Raw genomic sequence first — 21,477 nt, 5'->3', positions numbered from 1 at the left:
AACTTGGGAGTTTCGGAAAGATACCAGGAGATCCGTCGGGAAATCGAATCCCTCCGTCCGACGCCTCAGGTCTCGGTCATTGCGGTCTCCAAATACCAGCCGCAAGAAAAAGTGCTCCAAGCTCTACAAGCGGGTTGCCTTCATTTCGGAGAAAACCGAGTACAGGAGGGCCTGGAAAAATTCCGGGATTTGGGAATTCCGGACCGGGATTTTGTGCTCCACCATATCGGTCCCGTCCAGAGCGGAACCTTAAGGAAATACACGGGAATGTATTCCTACGCGCACGGAGTAGGATCGATCGCCTCCTGGGACGAACTGAAGAAACGCTTGGAAAAAGACAAATGGAAGATGGGGATTTTTCTACAGGTCAATCTGACGGGAGAAGATTCGAAATCTGGATTTGCCGAGCAGGAGATTCTTAGGATTCTGGCAAAAGAATCGAATTTACATACCGAATTCTGCCGCCTCGAAGGACTGATGACCATGGGGCCGAGTTCGGGAGATCCTACAGAAACACAGAGAGTGTTTCACCGGTTGGGAAAAATCCGGGAGGAGTATTTTCCTGCGGGAAAACTTTCCATGGGAATGTCGGGAGACTATAGAATCGCGATTTCGGAAGGAAGCGATTTTGTCAGAATCGGAAGCGCAATATTCGGAGAACGCTCATGAAATCGGAAACGGTCGGAATCGTAGGATGTGGAAACATGGGGGGCGCCATCTATCGCTCCTTGAAAAGGGGAGGAGGAAAGGTCCTCGGATTTGATCCCTTTCTTCCCCCGGAAAAATCCGAAGGAATTCTCTTGGAGAAGGATTGGAGCGAGTTTCTACGGGCCTCCGATCTATTGGTTCTCTGCGTGAAGCCCGGAGACGTTTCCAAGACTCTCAAGACGATCTCTTCTCCCAAAAAGATCCTCTCGGTGGCTGCGGGAATCCCTACGGAGATTCTGCGAGCTTCCTCTCCTTCCGGTTCTCAGGTCGTACGGATCATGCCGAACTTGCCGATTTTGGTGGGAAAGGGTGCTCTTGCCTATTTCGGGGATTCCGAATTGTACCCGAACGTCCGGGAGATTTTTTCTCCCATTTCATACTGCCTGGAAGTTTCAAAAGAGGAACTTTTGGACGCCGTGACGGGACTTTCCGGATCCGGACCGGCGTACGTCCTACGGTTCGTCCAAAGTTTGGCCGAAGGAGGAGTCTCCTCCGGTCTAACATACTCACAGTCTTTGGATCTTGCAATTCACACAGTCTTGGGTGCGGTAGAACTACTTTTGGAAGAGAGAAAAAAGAAAAACGACCTTCATCCGGAAGAATTGAAAAACAGAGTCACTTCTCCGGGCGGAACTACCATTGCCGGTTTAGAAGAATTGGAAAAAAACAAATTCCCGTATGCAGTCATGTCCGCGGTAAAAAAGGCTGCGGAACGTTCCTCCGAATTGGGAAGATCTTAGAAAAATTAACCCTTTAGAATTAGGATTTTTAGAACCTAACGAAAAAGAATGTGAAACCGAATGTAGAAACGAGCAACTTTTGCTCGTCTAATTGTTTGCTTTTCTGGATTAGGGAAGGAGAAAGACACTCTAGCGCGGACAGGATTCGAACCTGTGACCTTTGGGTTATGAGCCCAACGAGCTACCGGCTGCTCCACCGCGCGGTGTCTGAAACCATGTTTCCCCAGCCCAGGCCCAAAGTCAAGCGAAAAAACTAAAAAGAGTTTGATTTCCCCAAGGAAACGTTTTTGATGCTACTACCTTGAGCGAATGTATCTTTGAATGAGTCGAAAAATTCTTCGCCAGTCGGGCATAGCGAAACGAGAACCATTGAAACACGGACCGGGAGAATCCAACTTGATCGGAAAAGATAACGATCCTCTGATGATCGAGTACTACGAGAAAAAGATCTACGATCAAAAGCAATTAATCGAGATCAGCAAGGCCCTTAACTCTACACTCGATTATAAATATCTCATAGACGCCATCTTAAACATATGTCTGGCTCAACTTCAAACGTTGAGTGCGGCGATTTTTCTCTCGCCTGAGGCGGATTCGAACTACTTCGAACTCGAGCCGAGTTTCAAGGGATTCGATCTGAGCGACGACGATGTGACCTTTCGTATCAAAACCGATGCGCCTTTAGTTACGTTTTTGGAAACAAAGCTGAAAGCGATGACGCCGGATCAGGTGGAAGAAGCGATGGGCTTGAGTCCCGAGCTCCAATTCCTTCGGAAGATCGGAGGAGACCTGATCATTCCCCTGAACGCGAAGGGCAAGGTGAACGGACTTCTGCTTTTGGGAGAAAAAATCACCTTGGGAGAATGGATGGAGGAGGACAGGGACTTCTTGACCACTCTCTCCACTCTCGCGGGAATCGCTGTGGAAAACTCGCGACTTTACGAATTGGCTACCGTAGACATGATGACCGGTTTGAAAGTACACCATTATTTCCAAACCAAACTGAAAGAGGAAATGGAGAGGAGCCGGAAGAAACGTACCGGCTTGGCACTTCTCTTTACGGACGTCGATAATTTCAAAAAATTCAACGATACCCACGGTCACCAGGCGGGGGACGAGGTGCTGATCGCCGTTGCCAAGAAATTGATAGAGAGTGCGGGAAAGCACGATATCGCGGCAAGATACGGCGGTGAGGAATTCTGTTTGGTCATGCCGGGAGCCGATTTGAAGCGAGGCTTTGAAATGGGGGAGAAGATCCGGAAGGCCGTAGAAGCGTCTTCGATCCCGAATCCGAACGGAGGGCCCGACTTTAAGGTGACCTTGTCCATCGGAGTTTCCGAAATTTGGCAGGCGGATCGTAACAATAAGGATTTGATCGAAAGGGCGGATAAGGCGCTGTACGAGGCAAAACACTCGGGAAAAAACCGCACGATCCCGTACCAGCCAACTTCCACCAATCCGAATTGAACGCTCTTTTCGGGACTTTCTTCCTTCCCGAAAAAAATCCGAGTAAACCGTTTTCGTTTTCGGCCGATAGGTCTAGCATGGAAAGACAACTAGCTCTGGATCATTTTTATCTGACCCAAATCGAGGAAGCCGAATTGGGGAGAAGGATCAAAAATCGGGCCTTGGGTCGGGAAGAATTCGATTTTTCCCCCTATGCTTGCTTTATCGAATACAAATCCAAGGATGAAAGGACGGGGATCGAATACAGGGATTGCGTGATCGACTATACCCGTTGTCCAAACAACCGTTGTATTAAAAAACTAATGTAATTTTTACATTCGTCTTGAAGGTTTTACGTAAGGCGCAAATTCTATTCCCCTTTTTGTTCTGTTCGTTTTGCGTTCCGATCCACATACGGGACTTTCTTCCTGAATACGCGCGCACGGAGGAGGTTGCAGGAGGAACCTGGTTACGTCTTCCGATCCGTCATGTGGACCAATTGCCCATTTTGGAACTTTCCTTAGAGGAAGGAAAGGATCCGATTCGTTTCCTGCTGGATACCGGTTCCTTTGCTTCTTTTTTGAAGGAAGATTTGATTCCCTCCGGATCTCCCACCCGTCTGTTGAGCGCCAGTTTTCCGGGCGGGAGCGTACGATCCGTCCGCAAGGTCTTAAAGTCTCCTCTCTTTTATCGAAATGGTAAGTTATTCGAGGAGGTGGAATTTTATTCCCACGATTTCCCTCCGGAGCTACGGGTCCAAGGATTGCTCGGGATGAATGCGTTTGCCGGTCAGATCGTATTGCTCGAGCTCCCTCGCAGAATTTCCGTTTGGAATTCCTCTCTTTCTCTTCCTGCCCCCGGCTTCGGGGAGGAAAATCTATTTCACCTTCATCTGAGATTTGGCCAACCTTTGGTCTTCGTTCTTCGGCCGCCCGGGATCAATTTGGAAGCTTGGGTTTTGGATACGGGGGCGAAATTCACCGCAATGGAATGGGCGGGAGCGGAAGATCTGGCCTACGAAGACGGAGGAGAGGTCACCGTTTTCAATTTCGGAGGGGGAAAGCTTTCCGCAAAAACCCGGGTCTTTAAACCGTTTTGTCCCGTTTTCGTGCGTAAATTGGGGGAAGGGACCGAATTCTGTCTTTCCCAGTTGGAGGTTTTTCCGGGAGGAATTCCTTCCGAAGTCGGGTCCGTTCATGCGGAAAAGGGAATCCGAGGGATTCTCGGACGGAATTGGCTGGAAAACTATAGAATTCTTTTGGACACAAAAAGGAGTCTGATTGGTATAGTAGGAAAGGAAACAGGTGCGGGTCGTGAGTAAGGGAAAGATCATCGTTGCCATGAGCGGCGGAGTCGATAGCGCCGTGACCGCTGGGCTGCTGATGGAACAGGGTTACGAAGTCATCGGGGTCAACCTTCGCACTTGGGAATACGAGGCTCCCGCCTGCGACACAACCAAAAAATCCTGCTGCTCTCCGGAAGACATTCGGGATGCGAGAGACGTAGGCCTTTCTTTAAATATTCCGTTTTATGTGATCAAGATGGAGAAGCTCTTCCAGGAAAAAGTGATCGATCGTTTTGTGAACGATTATCGGGAAGGAAAAACTCCGAACCCTTGCGTGGAATGTAATACTTTCGTGAAATTCGGCGCCTTGTTCGAAAAGGCGAAGGCATTGGGGATCGAGAAGATCGCCACGGGCCATTATTCCAACGTGGTGGAGATCGACGGGAGATACGCGATTTCCGACGCGGCGGATCATAACAAAAACCAAGCGTATTATCTGTACGGACTTTCCCAGGAAAATCTTAGGAACGTGATTTTTCCGTTGGGAGGTATGACCAAACCGCAAGTAAGGGAAATCGCGAGAAGAATGGGACTTCCGGTAGCCGAAAAAGCGGAATCCCAAGAGATCTGCTTTATTCCGGAAAACGATTATAGAAAATTTCTGACCCGCAAAAACGTGGAGTTCACTCCGGGGTTCTTCAAACTTCGGGACGGTAGGATCGTAGGAAAACATTCCGGCAAGGAAAACTTCACGATCGGTCAGAGAAAAGGGCTCGGGATCGCGTGGAAAAATCCCCTATACGTGATTTCCATAGAGGATGACGGTACCGTGGTGTTAGGTGAAGACCGCGAGACCTTTGTGGAATCGTTTGTCGTGGAGGATTTGAATTTTCAGGCTTGGAATCCGATGCAGGAAGGTCAGGCGGAAGAATGCAGGATCCAGGTACGTTATCGTTCCAAAGCGATCGCCGCGAAGGCAGTGAAGGAAGGGGATGTTTTGAGAATCTTTCCTTTAGAGGATCTGAAGGGAGTGGCCCCGGGCCAATCCGCGGTATTTTATCCGAAAGAAGGGAATTATCTTTTGGCCGGCGGAATCATTCGGAAAGGTAGCGTTAAAACCGTGGAAAGGATTTTGGATGCACACTCTCAGGAAATCGGAGCGACCGCTTTTCCGTGAGCAAAAAGGTCGTCGGTAAAACCATCCTCATCGTGGGTGGGGGCCTTCTACAGGTTCCCATTATCCAGACCGCTAAGACGATGCAGTTGCGTACCATCGTAGCGGACATGAATCCTCAGGCACCCGGTTTAAAAATCTGCGATATTCAGATGATCATGTCCACGAAGGACATAGAAGGGATGGTCCGCGAATCGAAGCGTTTGGCGGCGACCACCAAAGTGGACGGTGTGATCACCGCAGGCACCGACGCCAGCATGACGGTTGCGGCGGTCGCGAACGCTCTGGACCTTCCCGGAATCCGATTCGTAGACGCGGAGGCCGCCTCGAATAAGGTCAAGATGAGGGAACGGCTCAAAAAAGCCGGGGTTCCGATTCCCGGTTTCGCGCCGATTTGGAGTCTCCAGGATACGAGAGACGCATTAGAATTCCTGAAATTTCCCTTAGTCATGAAACCTGCGGACAATATGGGTGCTCGGGGTGTGGTCAAGGTCAATAACCGCGAGGAATTGCAGGCGGCGTTTAAGCATGCAAAAAAATATTCCCCGACGGGAGAAATGATCCTGGAGGAATACATGCCGGGACCGGAAGTCTCGGTAGATGCCTTGGCCTGGGACGGAAACTTCGCGATCACGGGAATTGCGGATCGGATCATCGAGAGGGAGCCTTATTTCATCGAGATGGGGCACAATATGCCTTCTTCTCTTCCTGAGTCCGTCTTAAAGGAGATCGAGGACGTGATGTTTCGGGGGATGAAGGCTCTCGGGATCCGAAGAGGAGCAGGGAAGGGAGACATCAAGGTCACCCCCGACGGAGTAAAAGTCGGAGAGATCGCGGCCAGACTTTCCGGCGGCTTCATGTCGGCCTTCACGTTTCCGCTTTCCAGCGGGATTAATTTAAACCGAGCCGCCATCCTGATCGCCTTGGGAGAAGAGCCGGATAACCTCGAGCCGCTCCAGAAGAAGGTATCCATCGAACGGGCGCTTCTCGCGCCGAAAGGCAAGTTACTGTCCATCGAAGGATTGGACGAAGCCAAGAAGATAGACGGGGTCGCCGATATATTCTTATTTCATAAAATAGGGGATATTATCCCAGAACCTACGAATAATATAGAAAAGACCGGACACGTGATCGTCACTGCCGACACTCTTTCTCAGGCCGAAAAAATCTTCGAATCCGTTCTCTCCACCGTGAAATTCGGGAGCGACGAATTGTATTCCATTTCGGAAAAGGAGATTGCCCAAAACGCGAGGGCGAGATTCGGCAAGGAAATCTGTTGGGTTTGCAGGATCTGCGACGGAACGGATTGCGCTTCCGGGGTTCCCGGAATGGGGGGCGTGGGAAGAATGCGTACCTTCCAGGACAATATAAAGGCTTTGGAAGAATATTCCCTATTGCCTAGATATATCCGCGACCATGTTTCCGCTTCCCCCGCTGCGGATTTTTTAGGAACACCGTTGGCATCTTCCTTTATGGCCGCTCCTATGACGGGGGCCATCACGAACATGAACGGTGCGATGGACGAATACACTCTCGCCTACACGTTGTTAGAAGGTTGCCTTGCTTCCGGAACGATCGCCTGGCTCGGGGACGGTGCTAGTCCCGAGAAATATCTGGTCATGCTGGACGCCTTGTCCAAGGTGAACGGAAAAGGGATTTTGATCTGCAAGCCTCGCGAGGACGAGGAACTTTTGAAGGAAAGATTTCGGGAAGCGGAAGAGAGAGGAATACTGGCGCTCGGAATGGACATAGATGCGGTGAATTTCAGAACCATGGTCCAAAAAAAAATCCCTTCCGTCACGAGAAATCGGGATGCTCTGGCTAGAGTAAGATCCTTCACTAAATTGCCTTTCGTTTTGAAGGGGATCATGAGTCCGGAAGACGCGATTCTCGCCGTAGAAATCGGCGCGGATGCGATCGTAGTTTCGAACCATGGAGGACGGGTTTTGGACGATATGCCCGGAACCGCAAGAGTGCTTCCGAAAATCCGCGACGTGGTCGGAAATCGGATTCATGTGTCCGTGGATGGGGGAGTCCGAAGCGGAGAAGACGTATTCAAGATGCATGCGTTAGGGGCGGATACCGTTTTGGTAGGACGACCGATGGCGATTTCCGCAGTAGGGGGAGGGGTCGCCGGCGTGCGTTATTTGATCGGCCAGTATACGGATGGGCTAGTCCAATCCATGAATACGGTAGGAGTTTCGAAAATCGCCGAAATCAAAAAGGAGTTCCTTTTCCGTAAAAAAGAAGAGAATTCGGAAAACTGAATTCCGCGAATCGGTAATAGTTCCAAAGTTCTAAATCCGGGACTAGGAAAGGGATAATTTTCCCTCCTAACAGACCTCTCGGGAGAATCACGTTTCGTTCGGGTGGTGCCTTTTCGTGAATTCGTTAGGAAATTTCTTCCCATTGTTACCGTCGAATATAAACTCGTCCTTTAACAATCGAATCGCTCATTTTTTCGGGGGAAAGCCTTGGATAAAACGGTAAAAGAAGCGGATGCGTTGGGGAAGATTCTCCAAACATTGTTTGCTCGGCTTCCCGTATCCATAGATATTAAAGGACGTTCTTATCCCGTCAAAGTCGTAGGCATTAAAGACAGCCTTTATCTTTTGGTTTCCATTCCGGGAAAATCTTCCAGCGAAAAAACCCGCATATTGTTTTTAACCCATAATTTTCATTTCTTCCACGGAGTATTTACCGTAACGGGTAGAAACGCAAGTAACGGATTGGAATTGCTTCGGGTCCAGGCGGTGAAAGTGAGCGAGGCAAAACGTTCACAAGGAAGGGTCGAGCTGGAAAGCTCCGAAAATGATCCGATTATAATTCATAATGTTATCAATCAGCAACATTTGAGAAAATCCATCGGATTCGTGGATAAGTCCGTGGAAGAGATCATTCAGAGGCACGCGAAGAAGATCAAAGAGTCGTATATGGATTCTTTGGTGTATTTTTCCGACAGAATGGATAACAGATTGCGGATCATGTACAATTTCGAGCAATCGATCTTCGTGATCAATCGGCACGAACGGAGTTCCGGCGGTAGTAATTTCGTACCCATGGAGGAATACCTAAAGCTGATCTCTCTGAATAAGATCGAATCCAGGTTCGCATCCGAGATATGCGTACTGATTCGCTACAAAAATTATACTCCCTTGGGTTATGTTCAAGTGTTGTCCGAGAAATCGATGGACACGGAGGATTATAACAATATCACTCTTTTCTCCGCCGCGATTTCCCGTGACGTGATCAATTCCGGTTTCTTCCAGGAATCCAAGGAAAAATGCGTCGTAGAGGATATCAGCAGAATGGGTTTGGGCTTTTTGCATCCTCAATCCATTTTCTTTTCCCGAAGTTTCGCGGTGGGGGAAACTCTCCTCTTCGACATGCAGATGAATCGGGGGTTGAAAGGGACCTTTCGGGGCGTCATCCGGAGTATCGTCAATACCGATCGGATGTTCCGTGTGGGTTGTCAGTTCTTCAATTTGAACTCTAGGGAAGAACAACTCTTGAATCAATTTGTGGATTCCAAGCTGGGTCCGGAGGGCGGAAAGCAGGCGCCGGGAACCGAGGAAAAGAAACCTCAACCGGGCAAATCGGAAGAATCGACACAAGACTCTTCGGAGCAAGTTTCGGAAACATCGCCCGCCTCTTCGGATCTTGTGGAAGCGTCTACCGGGTTGGCCCACTCGGAACCGGACGGATCCGTAATGGAGGAAATTCCGAACCTAGGATTCGATTCGGGGGAATCCACCTGAACGAGTACGCGCTCCGAACGAGAATCGGAAAGGAGGAGGCGGGAAATCGTTTGGATGTTTTTCTTGCGAAACGTTTCACGTATCTTTCCCGTTCCTACTGGAAACGGAACCTTTCGGCGGGAAAGATCCTTCTGAACGGAAAGGCTGCCAAGCCTTCTCATTTGTTAAGAGAAGGAGAGGAAGTGGAATATCTTCCCGAAGAAACGGAAGAACCTCCCGTCGATTCCCGCTTTACGATTTTGTACGAAGAGGATCGTTTTTTTGCCGTCGGCAAACCCGGAGACCTTCCTGTCCACGCGAGCGGAAAATACAGGAAGAACAATCTCGTGGATCTACTGGAAGCAGACGGTAGATTCGGGAGACCGTATCTAGTCCATCGTCTGGATCGGGAAACCTCCGGAGTCGTACTCTTCGGTAAGGATCCGAAAACCGCGTCCATCCTATCCTCTTTCTTTTCCGATCGTCTCGTATCTAAAACCTATCTGGCCACGGTGGTCGGACGTTTTCCGGATCGGATTCTGGCTCGAGGAGTTCTAGGTCCGGATTCCGGTTCCAAAATTCGAAAGAAGAGGAAGTTTCTTCCGGAGGAAAATCTTCCCTCCAACGTATCGGATACCGAATGGGAGTTTTCCGAAACCTTCTTTCGTAAAGCGGGAGAAGGAATTTGGAACGGGAGAAGGGTTTCGAACGTAATTTGTAGGCCGAAAACCGGAAGATTGCACCAGATCCGTGCCACCTTGTTTTCCCTGGGGTTTCCGCTCGTCGGAGATAAGATGTACGGAGAGGACGAAGACGTTTTTCTGGAATATATCGAAGGAAAAGAACCGGATTTGATCCTTAGATTAGGATGGGATAGGCAAGCTTTGCACGCGCTTTCCTTGAGATTTCCGCATCCTTATCAAAACAGAATATTACGAATTTCGGAACCGATTCCGTCGGAATTCCGTTTATGAATCGGGAGCCTCCCAAAATCGCGATCGCACTCGTTCCTTTCGCCTTTTTGGTTTTGTCTTTGTCGGCGGCGGGTTTTCTATTCGGTCGAGGTATCGCGGAAGGTCCGGCTCAGATCCTTCTGTTTTCTGCGGGAGCCATTTCCGCCGGAATTTCCCGCTTGAGAGGAATCCCTTGGGAGAAATTGGAAGAGACCGTCTTGGATTCGATGCGGAACGTTCTGCAGCCTATCCTAATTCTTTTATTGATCGGAGCATTGATCGGAATCTGGATTCGATCCGGAATCGTGCCCGCCCTGATCGTGTGGGGTTTGGAGCTTCTGCATCCGTCCCTGTTTCTTCCTTCCGCATTGGTTCTTTCCTCGGTCGTTTCTCTTGCCACCGGAAGTTCCTGGTCCACAGCAGGTACGGTAGGCGTGGCTCTTGTCGGAGTCGGCGCCGCATTGGGAATCCCGCTCGGGATGGCGGCGGGGGCGATCGTGTCAGGGGCGTATTTCGGAGATAAACTTTCCCCTTTTTCCGAAACCACAAACCTTGCCTCGTCGATCACGGGAGTGCCTTTATTATCACATATTCGTAATATGGCTCGCACTACGCTTCCCGCTTTTCTGGTCTGTCTGGTCGTTTTTTCCCTTTTAGGTTTCGGTCAGAATATCCAAGAAACGGGTTTTGCAGCCAAGCCGATCGTCGATACGCTTCGTTCCGGTTGGAATATCGGATGGTATTTGCTCATTCCCCCGTTTCTTACTTTTTTGATGATTTACTTTCGGGTTTCGGCGGTGCCGTCCCTTTTTTTGGGGATTTTCTCCGGAGGGGTTCTCGCGGTCCTTTCCCAGCCGGATATGTTCGGAGGAGCGGAGGACTGGAAGCAAGCTGCCGGCGTTGCTTTTCGAAAACTTCTGCTCGCCGCTTCGGAAGGGACGAAGGTAAAAACGGGACAAGTCGTTGTGGACGAGCTTCTCTCCAGAGGAGGGATGTCCTCTATGCTATCGACGGTTTGGTTGATTTTATCCGCTATGTTTTATGCGGGAACCATGGAGGGGGGAGGAATGACCAAGGCGATCGCGGACGGAATCTTGCGGAGGGCAAAAACAAGGGGATCCTTGTTTGCAAGCACTGTCTTCACTTGTTTGGGTACAAACGTTCTATGTGCGGATCAGTACTTGGCCATCGTTGTTCCGGGAAAAATGTTTCATGAAGCATTCGTTAAAAAAGGAATCGATCCACGCAATCTTTCCCGGATCTTAGAGGATTCCGGCACTATGACCTCGGCTCTTGTTCCTTGGAATTCCTGCGGGTCTTTCATGTCGGCGGCCTTAGGAGTTCCCACTGCGGTTTATTTTCCGTTCGCATTTTTGAATTTGCTTTCTCCATTGCTTTCCTTATTCACTGGTTGGACCGGGATCGGTTGGGCAGGGAAATCTTTGCCTGCGACAAAGGAGAAAGAAGTTTCTGAAACGGAAACATAACAATCGGTTGAAAATCAACTTTTAAAAAAAGGTTGTCTCCGCCGGGTTTTTGAGTAGAATTTGTTAAAAATGAGTAAAAGCTCATAAATGAAGTACAAAGAGGAGAACCCATGTCCGTTAGTAGGAAACCGAATCGATTCTTGCCCTGGCTGGGGCTATTCCTGATAGGGATTTTCCTAGGCGGGGCTTTTTCTTCCTGCGGCGGAAAAGAGGGCGAGTCCGAAGGATTTGCACACGTAGTAATGGCGGACAATGCGTTTTCGCCTCCGATGCAGAGGGTTCACAAAGGCGGAGCAGTGGAATTCGTGAATGTAGGGGCCAATCCGCATAACGCGATCGCGATCGATCGTTCCTGGTCCACGGAAAAGAATTACGGAAACCTAGTCATGCCTAGGGGAGCAAAAATCAAAGTGACCTTTCCTAAAGAAGGCGTGTTCCCGTATTTTTGTTCCTTCCATGCGACTCCTGACGGAAAGCGAGGAATGATCGGGGATATCGTCGTAGGGAACGTAGCCTACAACCCTGCCGCAAAAATCGGAAAGACCTGGAAATCCGCGGAGAATTTTTCCGGAACCGTTCGGAAAGTTCCGCAAACGTATCCTACGATCCAGAATGCGGTGGACGCGGCTTCTCCGGGAGATTTGGTCCTGGTTTCCGAAGGAGTATATTATGAAGAAGTGGTGGTTACCACTCCGTCTATCACCATCCGCGGAGTGGATCGGAACAAGGTCGTTCTAGACGGACAATTCCAGAGAGGAAACGGAATCATCGTCGTCGGAGCGAACGGAGTAGCGATCGAGAATATGACGGCTCGGAACGCTACCTTAAACGGCTTCTTTTGGACAGGTGTAAAAGGCTATAGAGGATCCTACTTAACTGCGTATAATAACGGTGATTATGGGCTTTATGCTTTCGATTCCAATGACGGGGTTTTGGAGCATTCGTACGCTTCCGGTTCTCCCGATTCGGGAATCTATGTGGGGCAATGCTATCCTTGTCGTGCGGTTCTTTACGACCTGGTTTCCGAAAACAACGCACTCGGTTATTCCGGGACGAACGCGGGAGGGGATCTTTATATCTTAAGTTCCGTATGGAAGAACAATATCGTAGGATTAGCGCCGAATTCTTTGGACAGGGAATTGCTTCCTCCGGAACGGGAAACCACGATCGTTGCGAATCTGGTTTACGATAATAATAATCTCAAGGCTCCGGCCAAGGCTTTGGAATATCCTTCCTACGGTACCGGAGTGATGATCGCCGGCGGTTTGAGCAACGTCATTAAAAAGAATCTAATCGTGGGGCATGAGAATTTCGGCGTGGCAATCCTGCCGAATCTGGACGAGAACTTTTGGCTTTCCCATAGAAACGTCATCGAAGACAATACCGTGCATTCCTCCGGTTTAGGAGATCTCAGTCTGAACGGTCCTATCAGCGTAGGCAATTGTTTCGATAAAAACCGATTCCAGACTTCCGTTCCGCCTTTATTGGAACAATTTTCCTCCTGCAAGCCCGGCATTCGTTTTCCGGTGGGAGGAGAACTGATGCCGACCTACAATATTCTTTCACTCATGGTGGACGCGACTCTGGGTCGTTTCGTCAGCGGAGATTGGAAGACGCAGCCCGTTCCTCCTCCGCAAGAGAACCTTCCCGGGGGATCCGCCGCTCCTGTGAAACCTGCCGTACATCCTTTCGAAGATTTCCGTTTGGACTTGGAGAAAGTCGTTTTGCCGAAGGAAGCGGAGAAAATTCTGGCCGAGCGGAAACCTAAAATTGGAAACGTGTTGGGAAGTATTTCCGCACCTAGGCCTTTGGACGTTCAGGTTCTATTTTTCCGCTTGTTCGGCTATATCCTTCCCATGCTTCTTTACGTTTGCCTGACTAGCTTGAGTGTCGCCGATCTACTGTCTTATATCCGACCTGGAAAATCGATCCGATTCGGATGGTTGGCTTTCGTGGTCCTAATTCCGTATTTCGGCGGTGCGTGTTATCTAGGTTTCGCGAAAACGGATATTCCGAAATGGCAGAGATTTTCCCTTCTTCTTACCGGTTTCGGTTTTAGTCTCGGCTTCTTGGCGGTTGTCGCCGGGATTATCGTGGGAAATGTGGGCGGGTGAGGTCTCTGCGTTTGTGTGTGAGCAATTTGAAGTACATTAGGAGATTTTTATGAATACGAACGGAATTTACGAACCCGGATTTATCGTCCTTCTTTTCAACTTTTACGGATATTATATTCCCTATATTCTATTTGCATTATGGGCCCCCCTTGCCCTGGTGGACTTGGCGAAGCGGGAAGATGTGACTCCGAAACAAGGAAGTCTCTGGACGGCAGCCATCGTCCTGGTTCCGTTATTCGGGGCAGGCGCGTATCATATTTTCGGAGGATCCAAAATCCCTTCCTGGGCCAGAAACTCTCTGGTTTACGGGGGAGCGGCTGTCCTCGCTTTAGTGATCGTAATTTCTTCCATATCTCGATTTTAATCTAGGGACTGCGGTGAATCGAAAGCAATTTCTGCGTTGGATCGGACTGGGGGGCGCGGGTTTAGCGGCGGGTCTGGGAATCTCCAAAATTAAGTCCAAGCCAGGAGAAGACTCCTTTGCTTTCTGTAGGACATCGTCCGGTGCAGATCCGGCCTCGTCTCGACCGAACACCTCTGTCCGGGTTCCGGGTTCCATCGGAGGAAATTCGTACGGGAGCATGGTGCATCCTCCCAATCTGATCGGATCCGATTTTTTATCCAGAATGGAATTGCATTCCTCTTTGCCTTCTGCACCGAGCGGCTCCATTTTTAAAACGGAAATCAATATCATAGAAATGCCTTTGATGGTAGCCCACGAGACCTTCGTCAACGCATGGACTTTCGACGGGATCGTTCCCGGAAAAGTTTTACGGGCCAGAGAAGGTCAGAGAATGGAAATCCTTTTCAGAAACCATTCCAATCATCCGCATTCCATTCATTTTCACGGATCTCATGATCCGCAAGAAGACGGTTGGGAACCCGTCGTTCCAGGCGGAGAGAGACTATACAAGATCCAAGCGGGGCCGGTGGGATTTCATCCTTATCATTGTCATGTTCCTCCTTTGGCGAGTCACATGTCCAAAGGACTTTACGGAGGCTTTATCGTGGATCCACCGGGAGGTCGCCCTCCGGCATTGGAGTATATGCTGGTGCTTTCAGGATGGGATCTGAAAGAAACGGGACAGAACGATATATATACCTGGAACGGAGTCGCCGGCTTTTACGATCGCTTTCCCATTAAGGTTCCCGTAGGGAAGAAAGTGAGATTGTACATTGCGAACATGACCGAGTACGATCCGATCGCCTCTTTTCATCTGCATTCCCAGACTTTCGACGTCTTCAGAACGGGAACGAGATTGACTCCCGACGAACATACGGATGTGGTCACCCTCGGACAAACGGAAAGAGTGATCGTGGAATTTACCTTAACGAAAAGAGGGCGGTATATGTTTCACCCTCACCAAACCAAAATGGCGGACCGGGGGGCGATGGGCTGGATCGTCGCAGTATAACGGTTCCATAAACTCGGGAGAAATGAAAATGCAATCTCAAACAGGTTATTTTAAGATACTGATCGGCGTTGCGATCGTGGCGGTCGGAATCGGGGTAGGATTCCTCCCTTCCTATTTAGAAAAAAGGAAGGGATTTGCCAGTGAAGAGCCGGTGATCGAATGGAAAACGTCAATATTAAAGAATTCTAAAGGAATCGAAACCAGACTTTCCGGATTGGAGGGAGACGTTTTTCTCGTTTACTTCGGTTTTGCGCATTGTCCGGACCTTTGCCCTCTCGCGCTCGAGGAAATGGGCAGGGCGTACAAGCTTTTAGGTCGAGATTCGGCACGGATCGTTCCCGTATTCGTTTCCATAGACCCGGAAAGAGACACTCCGGAAGTTCTGGAAAAATATGCGGAAGGTTTTCCCGATCACGCTTTGAAGGCGTTTACCGGCGGAAAAAATCAGATCGAAGCTCTGCAAAGAGGATTCGGCGTGGTTTCTAAAAAGGTTCCTCTGTCGGACGGTACGATGGGCGGATACGGAGTGGACCATACGTTATTGCTGTATTTAGTGGATCGAAAGGGGAATATTCTCTCCGCGTATCCTACAGGGACGAGTCCGGAAGAACTTGCAAAAGGGATTGCGAATTGGCTTAGAACCATCTAAACGATTTGCCAAAGACCCGTAAGCGGGAAAGTCTCCGGATTCTTGTCGCATCGTTCTCGTTCTGAAAGTGGACGAAGGGAACAGAAGGTAAAAAAAATCCCGGAGAAGGAATTCCCCGGGCGATTCAGGACTGTCGTCTTTTTTCGTTCGGTTTGATGGAAAAGTTCCTAGTCTACTTGCACCTCGATCTTTTTACTTGCAGGTTTTCTGCGGGGAAGGGTGACCTTCAGGATTCCGTTTTTGAATGTAGCGGAAATTTTCTCCTCTTCCAGTTGTTCCGAGACGGCGAAACTTCTTCGGAAATCTCCGGTTCCGTACTCGGAATACCTCAATTCTCCGCGTACCGTAGGTTGGGTCGTTTTTGCTTCGATACGAAGTTCGTCCTTTTCTAGACTGATCTCAAGATCGGTTTCTTTGACTCCGGGTAGATCCAATAAGAGAACGTATTTCTCCTCGTCGGAATATATGTCCGCGGCCGGAGTCAGTCTCGGTCGAACCGTCCGTTCCCGGTTCGCTTCTTCCGTTTGACTTGTTTCCGGATTCTTATTTAGGGTTTTTGAAAGTTCTAAAATGCTCATTCGGTTTTCTCCTTCGCGGTCCTAAGAGTTTAGGCTTCTATTTTGATTTTTCTGGGTTTTTCGTTTTCCTGGATCGGCAAAACCAGGGTTAGAATCCCGTCTTTGACTGTGGCTTGTACTCTTTCCGAATCAACGGCCAGAGGTAATTCCAAGGTTCTTTTAAATTTTCCTTTGGAACGTTCCAATCTTCTCGGCTTTAACGAATCCACATCGGGTTCCTTACTTTCCCCTTGGATCGTCAATAAATTATGCGCGACAGTGACCTCTAGGTCTTCCGAAGTCAAACCCGGAATTTCCGCGGTAACGGTGATTTGGTCCTGGTTCGAATATACGTTCAGAGTGGGAAATGTGCGGTTTCCTTCCCAAACCGGCTCGAATAGATTGTGAATCCTATTTTGCATCCTGCGCACTTCTTGGTAAAAATCGACTTGGTGCCTCATTTTGGTTGTCCTCACTTGTTTTAGCACTTATATAGATAGAGTGCTAATTTTGAAAAAAGGTTCAATTTTTTTGTGAAAAATTGGCACTCTTATTTTAAAAGTGCCAGATTTCTACTTGGAGGGACGGGGCGCTGTTTGGTGGGAATGTGGGGAGGTGAAGTTTTTAGGAGAGGCCCCACCCTTACTGGGCGGGGGCTGGAGCGGAGCGGCGGGGTTTTCCGGCTCTCATTTCACAAAATTCCCGGTTTTACAATTCCTTTTTGGAAGAAAAGTTTTGTAGGAGCTCCTACAGGCCCGGACTTTTCTGAGGGGAATTGAAATGCTGGGGTTCTTTCTGCCATTTCGTCCCCAGGCATTCGTTCAATTCTTGAACAAAATTCTTGACAGACCTACTTGCGGCGATTTACTGGATTCGATTTTAAGGCATTGTGACCCAAGGGGCGAAGCTATATAGAGCGCCTCGATTTCTTCCCGATTCCCGATCGTATTTCCCATGAATGACGAGCTCAGGCATAAAATCCTGAAATTGATCGAAGATCGCCCTGATTTTAACCAGCGCGATCTGGCCAACACCTTAGGCATCAGCCTCGGGAAGACGAACTATTGCCTCAAAGCTCTCTTGGAGAAGGGTTGGATCAAGGCGAAAAACTTCAAGAACAGTAAAAACAAACTGGCATACGCTTATATTCTGACTCCGGCAGGGCTGGAGGAAAAAATCAAGTTAACGCTTACCTATTACTCCATCAAAAAGCGCGAATACGAGGAACTCAAGCAGGAGTTGGAAAAGATGGGAATCGGTGAGGAGAGGCTTTCGGAGGGGCACGAGTCGGTCTGACACGGATTCGACCTATCAATGCTAAGTCCTGTCGATTTATTTTGAAAGATGGAAAAACGAATGTTTGATAAAATTGCAAACAAATACAAAACACAAGATTCAGTAAATAGGGATTGGGATCTAATCATTCGTCCGAAGGAAGGCTTATTTGCCCTCCATCTAGGCGATTTATTGCGTTATAAAGATCTAATATTTTTATTCGTTAAGCGGGATTTTGTATCTTTATATAAGCAAACTATTCTGGGTCCGGTTTGGTATATCATACAGCCTTTGGCCTCTTCGATAATTTTTACGATTATTTTTGGGAAAATTGCAAATGTCCCGACGGACGGAATTCCGCACTTTATTTTTTATCTTTCAGGAACGGTTCTTTGGGGATATTTTTCGGATTGTTTGATTAATACTTCGAATACTTTTGTATCAAATGCGGGAATCTTTAGTAAGGTATATTTTCCGAGATTAGCCGTTCCGGTTTCAATAATTTTTAGCAGTTTAATCAAATTTTCGATTCAGTTTACGTTGTTTATCCTGTTTTATATCTACTATATTTCCGAAGGCGCGGATTTGTCTTTGCAGTGGAGCGTGCTGTTGTTTCCTATTTTCATATTTCAAATTGCGCTTTTGGGGTTAGGCTTTGGGATCATCGTATCTTCAATGACGACCAAATATCGCGATTTGTCTCTTCTTGTAAATTTTGGGGTTCAACTCGCGATGTATGCCACTCCGGTAGTTTATCCGCTATCGATTGTACCGGAAAAGTTCAAAGTTTTCTATAATTTGAATCCGATGGCTAGTATCATCGAAAACTTCCGTTTTTCTTTTTTGGGGACGGGATATTTTGATTCGTATGCTTGGACCCAGAGCTGGATTATCACATTAGTCGTGTTTTTTATCGGTGTTATTGCGTTCTCTAAGGTGGAAAGGGACTTCGTCGATACCGTTTGAATCGGCTGATTTTGAGGCGTATTTTTGCAGTTTATTTTTATACTAAAGGGAACTTAAATGCTGAATGATTTATCTATTCTAGTGACCGGAGGAACGGGCTCTTTCGGAAAAAAATTTATACAGACCGTCTTGGCTAAATATCCGAATTTAAAACGATTAGTGGTCTTTTCAAGGGACGAATTGAAGCAATTCGAGATGCAGCAGGAAATTTCAGAGATAGGGAACCCGCAGATCAGATACTTCATTGGAGATATCAGGGACAAAGCGAGATTAATGAGGGCAATGGAAGGAATTAACGTCGTTATTCATGCTGCCGCTTTAAAGCAAGTTCCGGCCGCGGAGTATAACCCTTTTGAAGCCATAAAGACCAATATTTTGGGTTCTCAAAACGTAATTGATGCTGCCATAGATTCGGGAGTTAAGCAGGTTGTTGCACTAAGCACAGATAAGGCTGCCGCTCCGATTAACCTGTATGGGGCCACGAAGCTTTGTTCTGATAAACTTTTTGTAGCGGCCAATAATTATAGAGGAAAGCACGATATACGTTTTTCTGTGGTTCGGTACGGAAACGTTATGGGAAGCCGAGGAAGCGTGATTCCATTCTTTTTGAAGAAAAGATCAGAAGGAATTTTACCAATTACGGATGAGCGCATGACCCGGTTTAATATAACCTTGGAAGAAGGAGTGGATCTGGTCTTATATGCTTTGGAAAATATGTGGGGAGGAGAAATTTTCGTACCTAAAATCCCAAGCTACAATATAAAAGTCGTCGCAGAAGCCATTGGACCTAATTGCGAAATGAAGGTCGTAGGGATCCGCCCCGGCGAAAAATTACATGAAGAAATGATAACTGAAACCGATGGGATGAATACGATCGAGTTTAAAGATTATTTTGTAATTCTTCCATCCGTGGAACTTTGGAATGTGAGCGAGTTCAAGAAAAAATTCAATGGTGGTTTTTGCCCTAAAGATTTTCGCTATAGTAGCGGACTTAATTCGGATTGGCTTTCCGTCGAGCAGATCCGAAAGCTGATCGTGGAAAACGTGGACCCGTCCTTTCGAGTATGATTCCCTACGGTCGTCAAAACATTGATCAAGCCGATATTGATTCTGTAGTCGAGGTTCTGAAATCCGATTTTATTACACAGGGACCCGCCATTGAATCTTTTGAAAATGCTGTATCTGCATACTGCAGCTCTTCTTACGCTGTCGCAGTATCAAATGCAACAGGCGCACTTCATATAGCATGTTTAGCTCTGGGAATTGGGCAAGGCGACGAAGTTTGGACCTCTCCAAATACATTTGTCGCTTCTGCGAACTGTGCTTTGTACTGCGGTGCTAATATCGATTTTGTCGATATAAACCCAAAAACGTATAATATGGATATCGATTCTCTCGTCAGTAAGCTTAAGCTGGCTGAGAAAAAGAATCGATTGCCCAAAGTAGTGATTCCCGTTCATTTTGCGGGACAATCCTGCGACATGAAGTCGATTTACGATTTAAGTAAGATATATGGCTTTAAGATTATTGAGGATGCGTCCCATGCGGTAGGTGGAAAATATGCGGGGCAGCGTATAGGGAATTGTCTGTATTCGAATGCCACCGTTTTTAGCTTCCATCCCGTTAAGATTATCACGACAGGAGAGGGAGGAATGTTGACGACAAACGATAATTCGTTGTTCGAAAAGTTCCAGTTGCTAAGATCGCATGGAATCACTAGAAATCCGAAGCGAATGACGTCGGAGTCGGTCGGGGCCGGCGCTTGGTATTATCAGCAAACGGAATTGGGTTTTAATTATAGGATGACCGATATCCAGGCTGCCCTAGGGGCGAGTCAGCTTAAGAGATTGGATCAATTTATTAGTAGACGTAAGGAGATCGCCGATAATTACACACGGCTTTTGAAAGGTCTCCCAATTATCACTCCGTTTCAAGATCCAAAATCGGAATCGGCTTTTCATTTGTACCCGATACGTCTGATTCCCGGGTCGACTAAAATAAATAGAAAGCAGCTCTTCGAGCACCTTCGCTCTTGCGGCATAGGAGTGCAGGTTCATTACATACCGGTGCACACTCAGCCCTATTATCAGAAACTAGGTTTTCGTATAGGCGATTTTCCTGAGGCCGAAAAATACTACGAATCTGTCCTAAGTCTTCCTATGTTTTACGATTTAACGGATGAGCAGCAAGAATACGTAGTTAAGACTATAAAGGATATTCTCTCCTAATTCTGATGAAGACGGCTTTTATTGTTCAAGCAAGAATGACATCTACTCGTCTTCCAGGAAAGATACTCAAGAAAGTTATAGATAAAACACTACTAGAGTATCAGATAGAACGGTTACAGCGGGTCCGACTCGTAGACGGGATTATCATTGCGACTACTACGAACGAATCCGATCAGCCGGTTGTCGATCTTTGCGAACGGATGAATATCCCTTATTATAGAGGATCTGAATCGGACGTTCTTTCGAGGTATTACGAAGCCGCTACTCAATTCGGAGTTGAAAATATAATTCGAGTCACTTCGGACTGTCCGATTATAGATCCAGAGATTCTATCCGAGATTGTTCAGTCCTATTTTATGTATCAAAAAAGCGGAGTCGATTACGTATCGAATACGCTTGAGAGAAGTTTTCCGAGAGGAATGGACGCGGAAATTTTCTCTTATAAGACTTTATCTGCGGCCCATCGAGCGGCGTTTGATCCTTCCGATAGGGAGCACGTCACTCCATATATATATAAGAACCCTTCGCTTTTCTCTCTCCGAAGCGTGATCAATTCGATTGATGAAAGTTCATTCAGGCTTACGGTGGATACTCAAGAGGATTACGAACTTATCAAGATTATAATCGAAACTTTATACCCGGAAAATCCCGAATTTGGAGTAAAACAAGTAATTGAATTTCTGAATAAAAATCCGGAATATATTAAGATTAACGAACATATTGCGCAAAAGAAATTATAAGGG

Annotated in this window: 21 protein-coding genes and 1 tRNA gene; 19 read left to right on the top strand and 3 right to left on the bottom strand. The window is 47.7% G+C overall.

Going from position 1 to position 21,477, the window contains the following annotated elements; all coding sequences use genetic code 11:
• Nucleotides 1-3: 3 nt before the first annotated feature.
• Nucleotides 4-669: a YggS family pyridoxal phosphate-dependent enzyme gene (locus tag EHO60_RS11530; protein ID WP_135768462.1), complete on the top strand. Its 666-nt coding sequence runs from the start codon at nucleotides 4-6 to the stop codon at nucleotides 667-669.
• Nucleotides 666-1,448, top strand: a complete 783-nt coding sequence (gene proC / locus EHO60_RS11525; RefSeq protein WP_135768343.1) for a pyrroline-5-carboxylate reductase — start codon at nucleotides 666-668, stop codon at nucleotides 1,446-1,448. Before EHO60_RS11530 ends, proC begins: the two co-directional genes overlap by 4 nt.
• Before the next feature lie 130 nt (nucleotides 1,449-1,578).
• Here proC and EHO60_RS11520 read toward each other — a convergent pair.
• Nucleotides 1,579-1,651, bottom strand: a tRNA-Met gene (locus tag EHO60_RS11520).
• A 193-nt stretch (nucleotides 1,652-1,844) separates the two neighbouring features.
• Here EHO60_RS11520 and EHO60_RS11515 point away from each other — a divergent pair.
• From EHO60_RS11515 to EHO60_RS11460, 12 genes are all read left to right on the top strand, one after another.
• A complete protein-coding gene (locus EHO60_RS11515) occupies nucleotides 1,845-2,915 on the top strand; it encodes a sensor domain-containing diguanylate cyclase (protein WP_135768461.1) in 1,071 nt (356 codons plus the stop codon).
• Between the two features lie 77 nt (nucleotides 2,916-2,992).
• A complete protein-coding gene (locus EHO60_RS11510; protein WP_135768342.1) occupies nucleotides 2,993-3,223 on the top strand; it encodes a hypothetical protein in 231 nt (76 codons plus the stop codon).
• A gap of 14 nt (nucleotides 3,224-3,237) precedes the next feature.
• The gene (locus EHO60_RS11505; protein WP_135768341.1) at nucleotides 3,238-4,215 is read left to right on the top strand and encodes a pepsin/retropepsin-like aspartic protease family protein; all 978 of its coding nucleotides are present in this window, start codon (nucleotides 3,238-3,240) and stop codon (nucleotides 4,213-4,215) included.
• On the top strand, nucleotides 4,208-5,356 hold the full coding sequence (mnmA, locus tag EHO60_RS11500) for a tRNA 2-thiouridine(34) synthase MnmA (protein WP_135768340.1): 1,149 nt from the start codon (nucleotides 4,208-4,210) through the stop codon (nucleotides 5,354-5,356). Before EHO60_RS11505 ends, mnmA begins: the two co-directional genes overlap by 8 nt.
• Nucleotides 5,353-7,620: an alpha-hydroxy-acid oxidizing protein gene (locus tag EHO60_RS11495; protein ID WP_135768339.1), complete on the top strand. Its 2,268-nt coding sequence runs from the start codon at nucleotides 5,353-5,355 to the stop codon at nucleotides 7,618-7,620. Before mnmA ends, EHO60_RS11495 begins: the two co-directional genes overlap by 4 nt.
• 207 nt (nucleotides 7,621-7,827) lie before the next feature.
• Entirely contained in the window at nucleotides 7,828-9,111 is a 1,284-nt protein-coding gene (locus EHO60_RS11490; RefSeq protein ID WP_135768338.1) for a PilZ domain-containing protein, read from the top strand.
• 50 nt (nucleotides 9,112-9,161) lie between these two features.
• Nucleotides 9,162-10,064: a pseudouridine synthase gene (locus EHO60_RS11485; protein ID WP_135768337.1), complete on the top strand. Its 903-nt coding sequence runs from the start codon at nucleotides 9,162-9,164 to the stop codon at nucleotides 10,062-10,064.
• Nucleotides 10,061-11,530 carry a Na+/H+ antiporter NhaC family protein gene (locus EHO60_RS11480; protein ID WP_135768336.1) on the top strand — a complete coding sequence of 490 codons (1,470 nt, stop codon included), beginning with the start codon at nucleotides 10,061-10,063 and terminating at the stop codon, nucleotides 11,528-11,530. The genes EHO60_RS11485 and EHO60_RS11480 overlap by 4 nt, the downstream gene beginning before the upstream one ends.
• Before the next feature lie 110 nt (nucleotides 11,531-11,640).
• A complete protein-coding gene (locus EHO60_RS11475; protein ID WP_135768335.1) occupies nucleotides 11,641-13,644 on the top strand; it encodes a plastocyanin/azurin family copper-binding protein in 2,004 nt (667 codons plus the stop codon).
• A gap of 49 nt (nucleotides 13,645-13,693) precedes the next feature.
• On the top strand, nucleotides 13,694-14,008 hold the full coding sequence (locus tag EHO60_RS11470) for a PLDc N-terminal domain-containing protein (RefSeq protein WP_135768334.1): 315 nt from the start codon (nucleotides 13,694-13,696) through the stop codon (nucleotides 14,006-14,008).
• A gap of 13 nt (nucleotides 14,009-14,021) precedes the next feature.
• A complete protein-coding gene (locus EHO60_RS11465; RefSeq protein ID WP_135768333.1) occupies nucleotides 14,022-15,059 on the top strand; it encodes a multicopper oxidase domain-containing protein in 1,038 nt (345 codons plus the stop codon).
• A 28-nt stretch (nucleotides 15,060-15,087) separates the two neighbouring features.
• Nucleotides 15,088-15,708, top strand: a complete 621-nt coding sequence (locus tag EHO60_RS11460; RefSeq protein WP_135768332.1) for an SCO family protein — start codon at nucleotides 15,088-15,090, stop codon at nucleotides 15,706-15,708.
• A 167-nt stretch (nucleotides 15,709-15,875) separates the two neighbouring features.
• On the opposite strand, the gene EHO60_RS11455 is transcribed toward EHO60_RS11460, so the two are convergent.
• Nucleotides 15,876-16,286 carry an Hsp20/alpha crystallin family protein gene (locus EHO60_RS11455; protein WP_135768331.1) on the bottom strand — a complete coding sequence of 137 codons (411 nt, stop codon included), beginning with the start codon at nucleotides 16,284-16,286 and terminating at the stop codon, nucleotides 15,876-15,878.
• A 29-nt stretch (nucleotides 16,287-16,315) separates the two neighbouring features.
• A complete protein-coding gene (locus tag EHO60_RS11450) occupies nucleotides 16,316-16,726 on the bottom strand; it encodes an Hsp20/alpha crystallin family protein (RefSeq protein WP_135768330.1) in 411 nt (136 codons plus the stop codon).
• Between the two features lie 493 nt (nucleotides 16,727-17,219).
• Between EHO60_RS11450 and EHO60_RS11445 the strand changes: the two genes are divergently transcribed.
• The 5 genes from EHO60_RS11445 to EHO60_RS11425 are packed head-to-tail and all read left to right on the top strand — an operon-like array spanning nucleotide 17,220 to nucleotide 21,474.
• Nucleotides 17,220-17,561, top strand: a complete 342-nt coding sequence (locus EHO60_RS11445; protein WP_135768329.1) for a MarR family EPS-associated transcriptional regulator — start codon at nucleotides 17,220-17,222, stop codon at nucleotides 17,559-17,561.
• A gap of 60 nt (nucleotides 17,562-17,621) precedes the next feature.
• Entirely contained in the window at nucleotides 17,622-18,506 is an 885-nt protein-coding gene (locus tag EHO60_RS11440) for an ABC transporter permease (RefSeq protein ID WP_135768328.1), read from the top strand.
• Nucleotides 18,507-18,563: 57 nt separating this feature from the next.
• Nucleotides 18,564-19,574, top strand: a complete 1,011-nt coding sequence (gene pseB / locus EHO60_RS11435; protein ID WP_135768327.1) for a UDP-N-acetylglucosamine 4,6-dehydratase (inverting) — start codon at nucleotides 18,564-18,566, stop codon at nucleotides 19,572-19,574.
• Nucleotides 19,571-20,734, top strand: a complete 1,164-nt coding sequence (gene pseC / locus EHO60_RS11430) for a UDP-4-amino-4,6-dideoxy-N-acetyl-beta-L-altrosamine transaminase (protein WP_135768326.1) — start codon at nucleotides 19,571-19,573, stop codon at nucleotides 20,732-20,734. The genes pseB and pseC overlap by 4 nt, the downstream gene beginning before the upstream one ends.
• 5 nt (nucleotides 20,735-20,739) lie before the next feature.
• The gene (locus EHO60_RS11425) at nucleotides 20,740-21,474 is read left to right on the top strand and encodes a cytidylyltransferase domain-containing protein (RefSeq protein ID WP_135768325.1); all 735 of its coding nucleotides are present in this window, start codon (nucleotides 20,740-20,742) and stop codon (nucleotides 21,472-21,474) included.
• The last annotated feature ends 3 nt before the right edge of the window (nucleotides 21,475-21,477 follow it).

This window comes from Leptospira fletcheri, from assembly GCF_004769195.1.
GTDB lineage: Bacteria > Spirochaetota > Leptospiria > Leptospirales > Leptospiraceae > Leptospira_B > Leptospira_B fletcheri.
Note: the sequence above shows the minus strand (reverse complement) of the source record. Positions and strands in the feature narration are given on the sequence as shown.

Excerpts from the sequence above, each read along its gene's own strand:
- EHO60_RS11510 (WP_135768342.1), top strand. The coding sequence starts at position 2,993 with ATGGAAAGACAACTAGCTCTGGATCATTTTTATCTGACCCAAATCGAG.
- proC (WP_135768343.1), top strand. The coding sequence starts at position 666 with ATGAAATCGGAAACGGTCGGAATCGTAGGATGTGGAAACATGGGGGGC.
- pseB (WP_135768327.1), top strand. The coding sequence starts at position 18,564 with ATGCTGAATGATTTATCTATTCTAGTGACCGGAGGAACGGGCTCTTTC.
- EHO60_RS11425 (WP_135768325.1), top strand. The coding sequence starts at position 20,740 with ATGAAGACGGCTTTTATTGTTCAAGCAAGAATGACATCTACTCGTCTT.
- pseC (WP_135768326.1), top strand. The coding sequence starts at position 19,571 with ATGATTCCCTACGGTCGTCAAAACATTGATCAAGCCGATATTGATTCT.
- EHO60_RS11455 (WP_135768331.1), bottom strand. The coding sequence starts at position 16,286 with ATGAGCATTTTAGAACTTTCAAAAACCCTAAATAAGAATCCGGAAACA.
- EHO60_RS11475 (WP_135768335.1), top strand. The coding sequence starts at position 11,641 with ATGTCCGTTAGTAGGAAACCGAATCGATTCTTGCCCTGGCTGGGGCTA.
- EHO60_RS11480 (WP_135768336.1), top strand. The coding sequence starts at position 10,061 with ATGAATCGGGAGCCTCCCAAAATCGCGATCGCACTCGTTCCTTTCGCC.
- EHO60_RS11440 (WP_135768328.1), top strand. The coding sequence starts at position 17,622 with ATGTTTGATAAAATTGCAAACAAATACAAAACACAAGATTCAGTAAAT.
- EHO60_RS11460 (WP_135768332.1), top strand. The coding sequence starts at position 15,088 with ATGCAATCTCAAACAGGTTATTTTAAGATACTGATCGGCGTTGCGATC.
- EHO60_RS11450 (WP_135768330.1), bottom strand. The coding sequence starts at position 16,726 with ATGAGGCACCAAGTCGATTTTTACCAAGAAGTGCGCAGGATGCAAAAT.
- EHO60_RS11470 (WP_135768334.1), top strand. The coding sequence starts at position 13,694 with ATGAATACGAACGGAATTTACGAACCCGGATTTATCGTCCTTCTTTTC.
- EHO60_RS11445 (WP_135768329.1), top strand. The coding sequence starts at position 17,220 with ATGAATGACGAGCTCAGGCATAAAATCCTGAAATTGATCGAAGATCGC.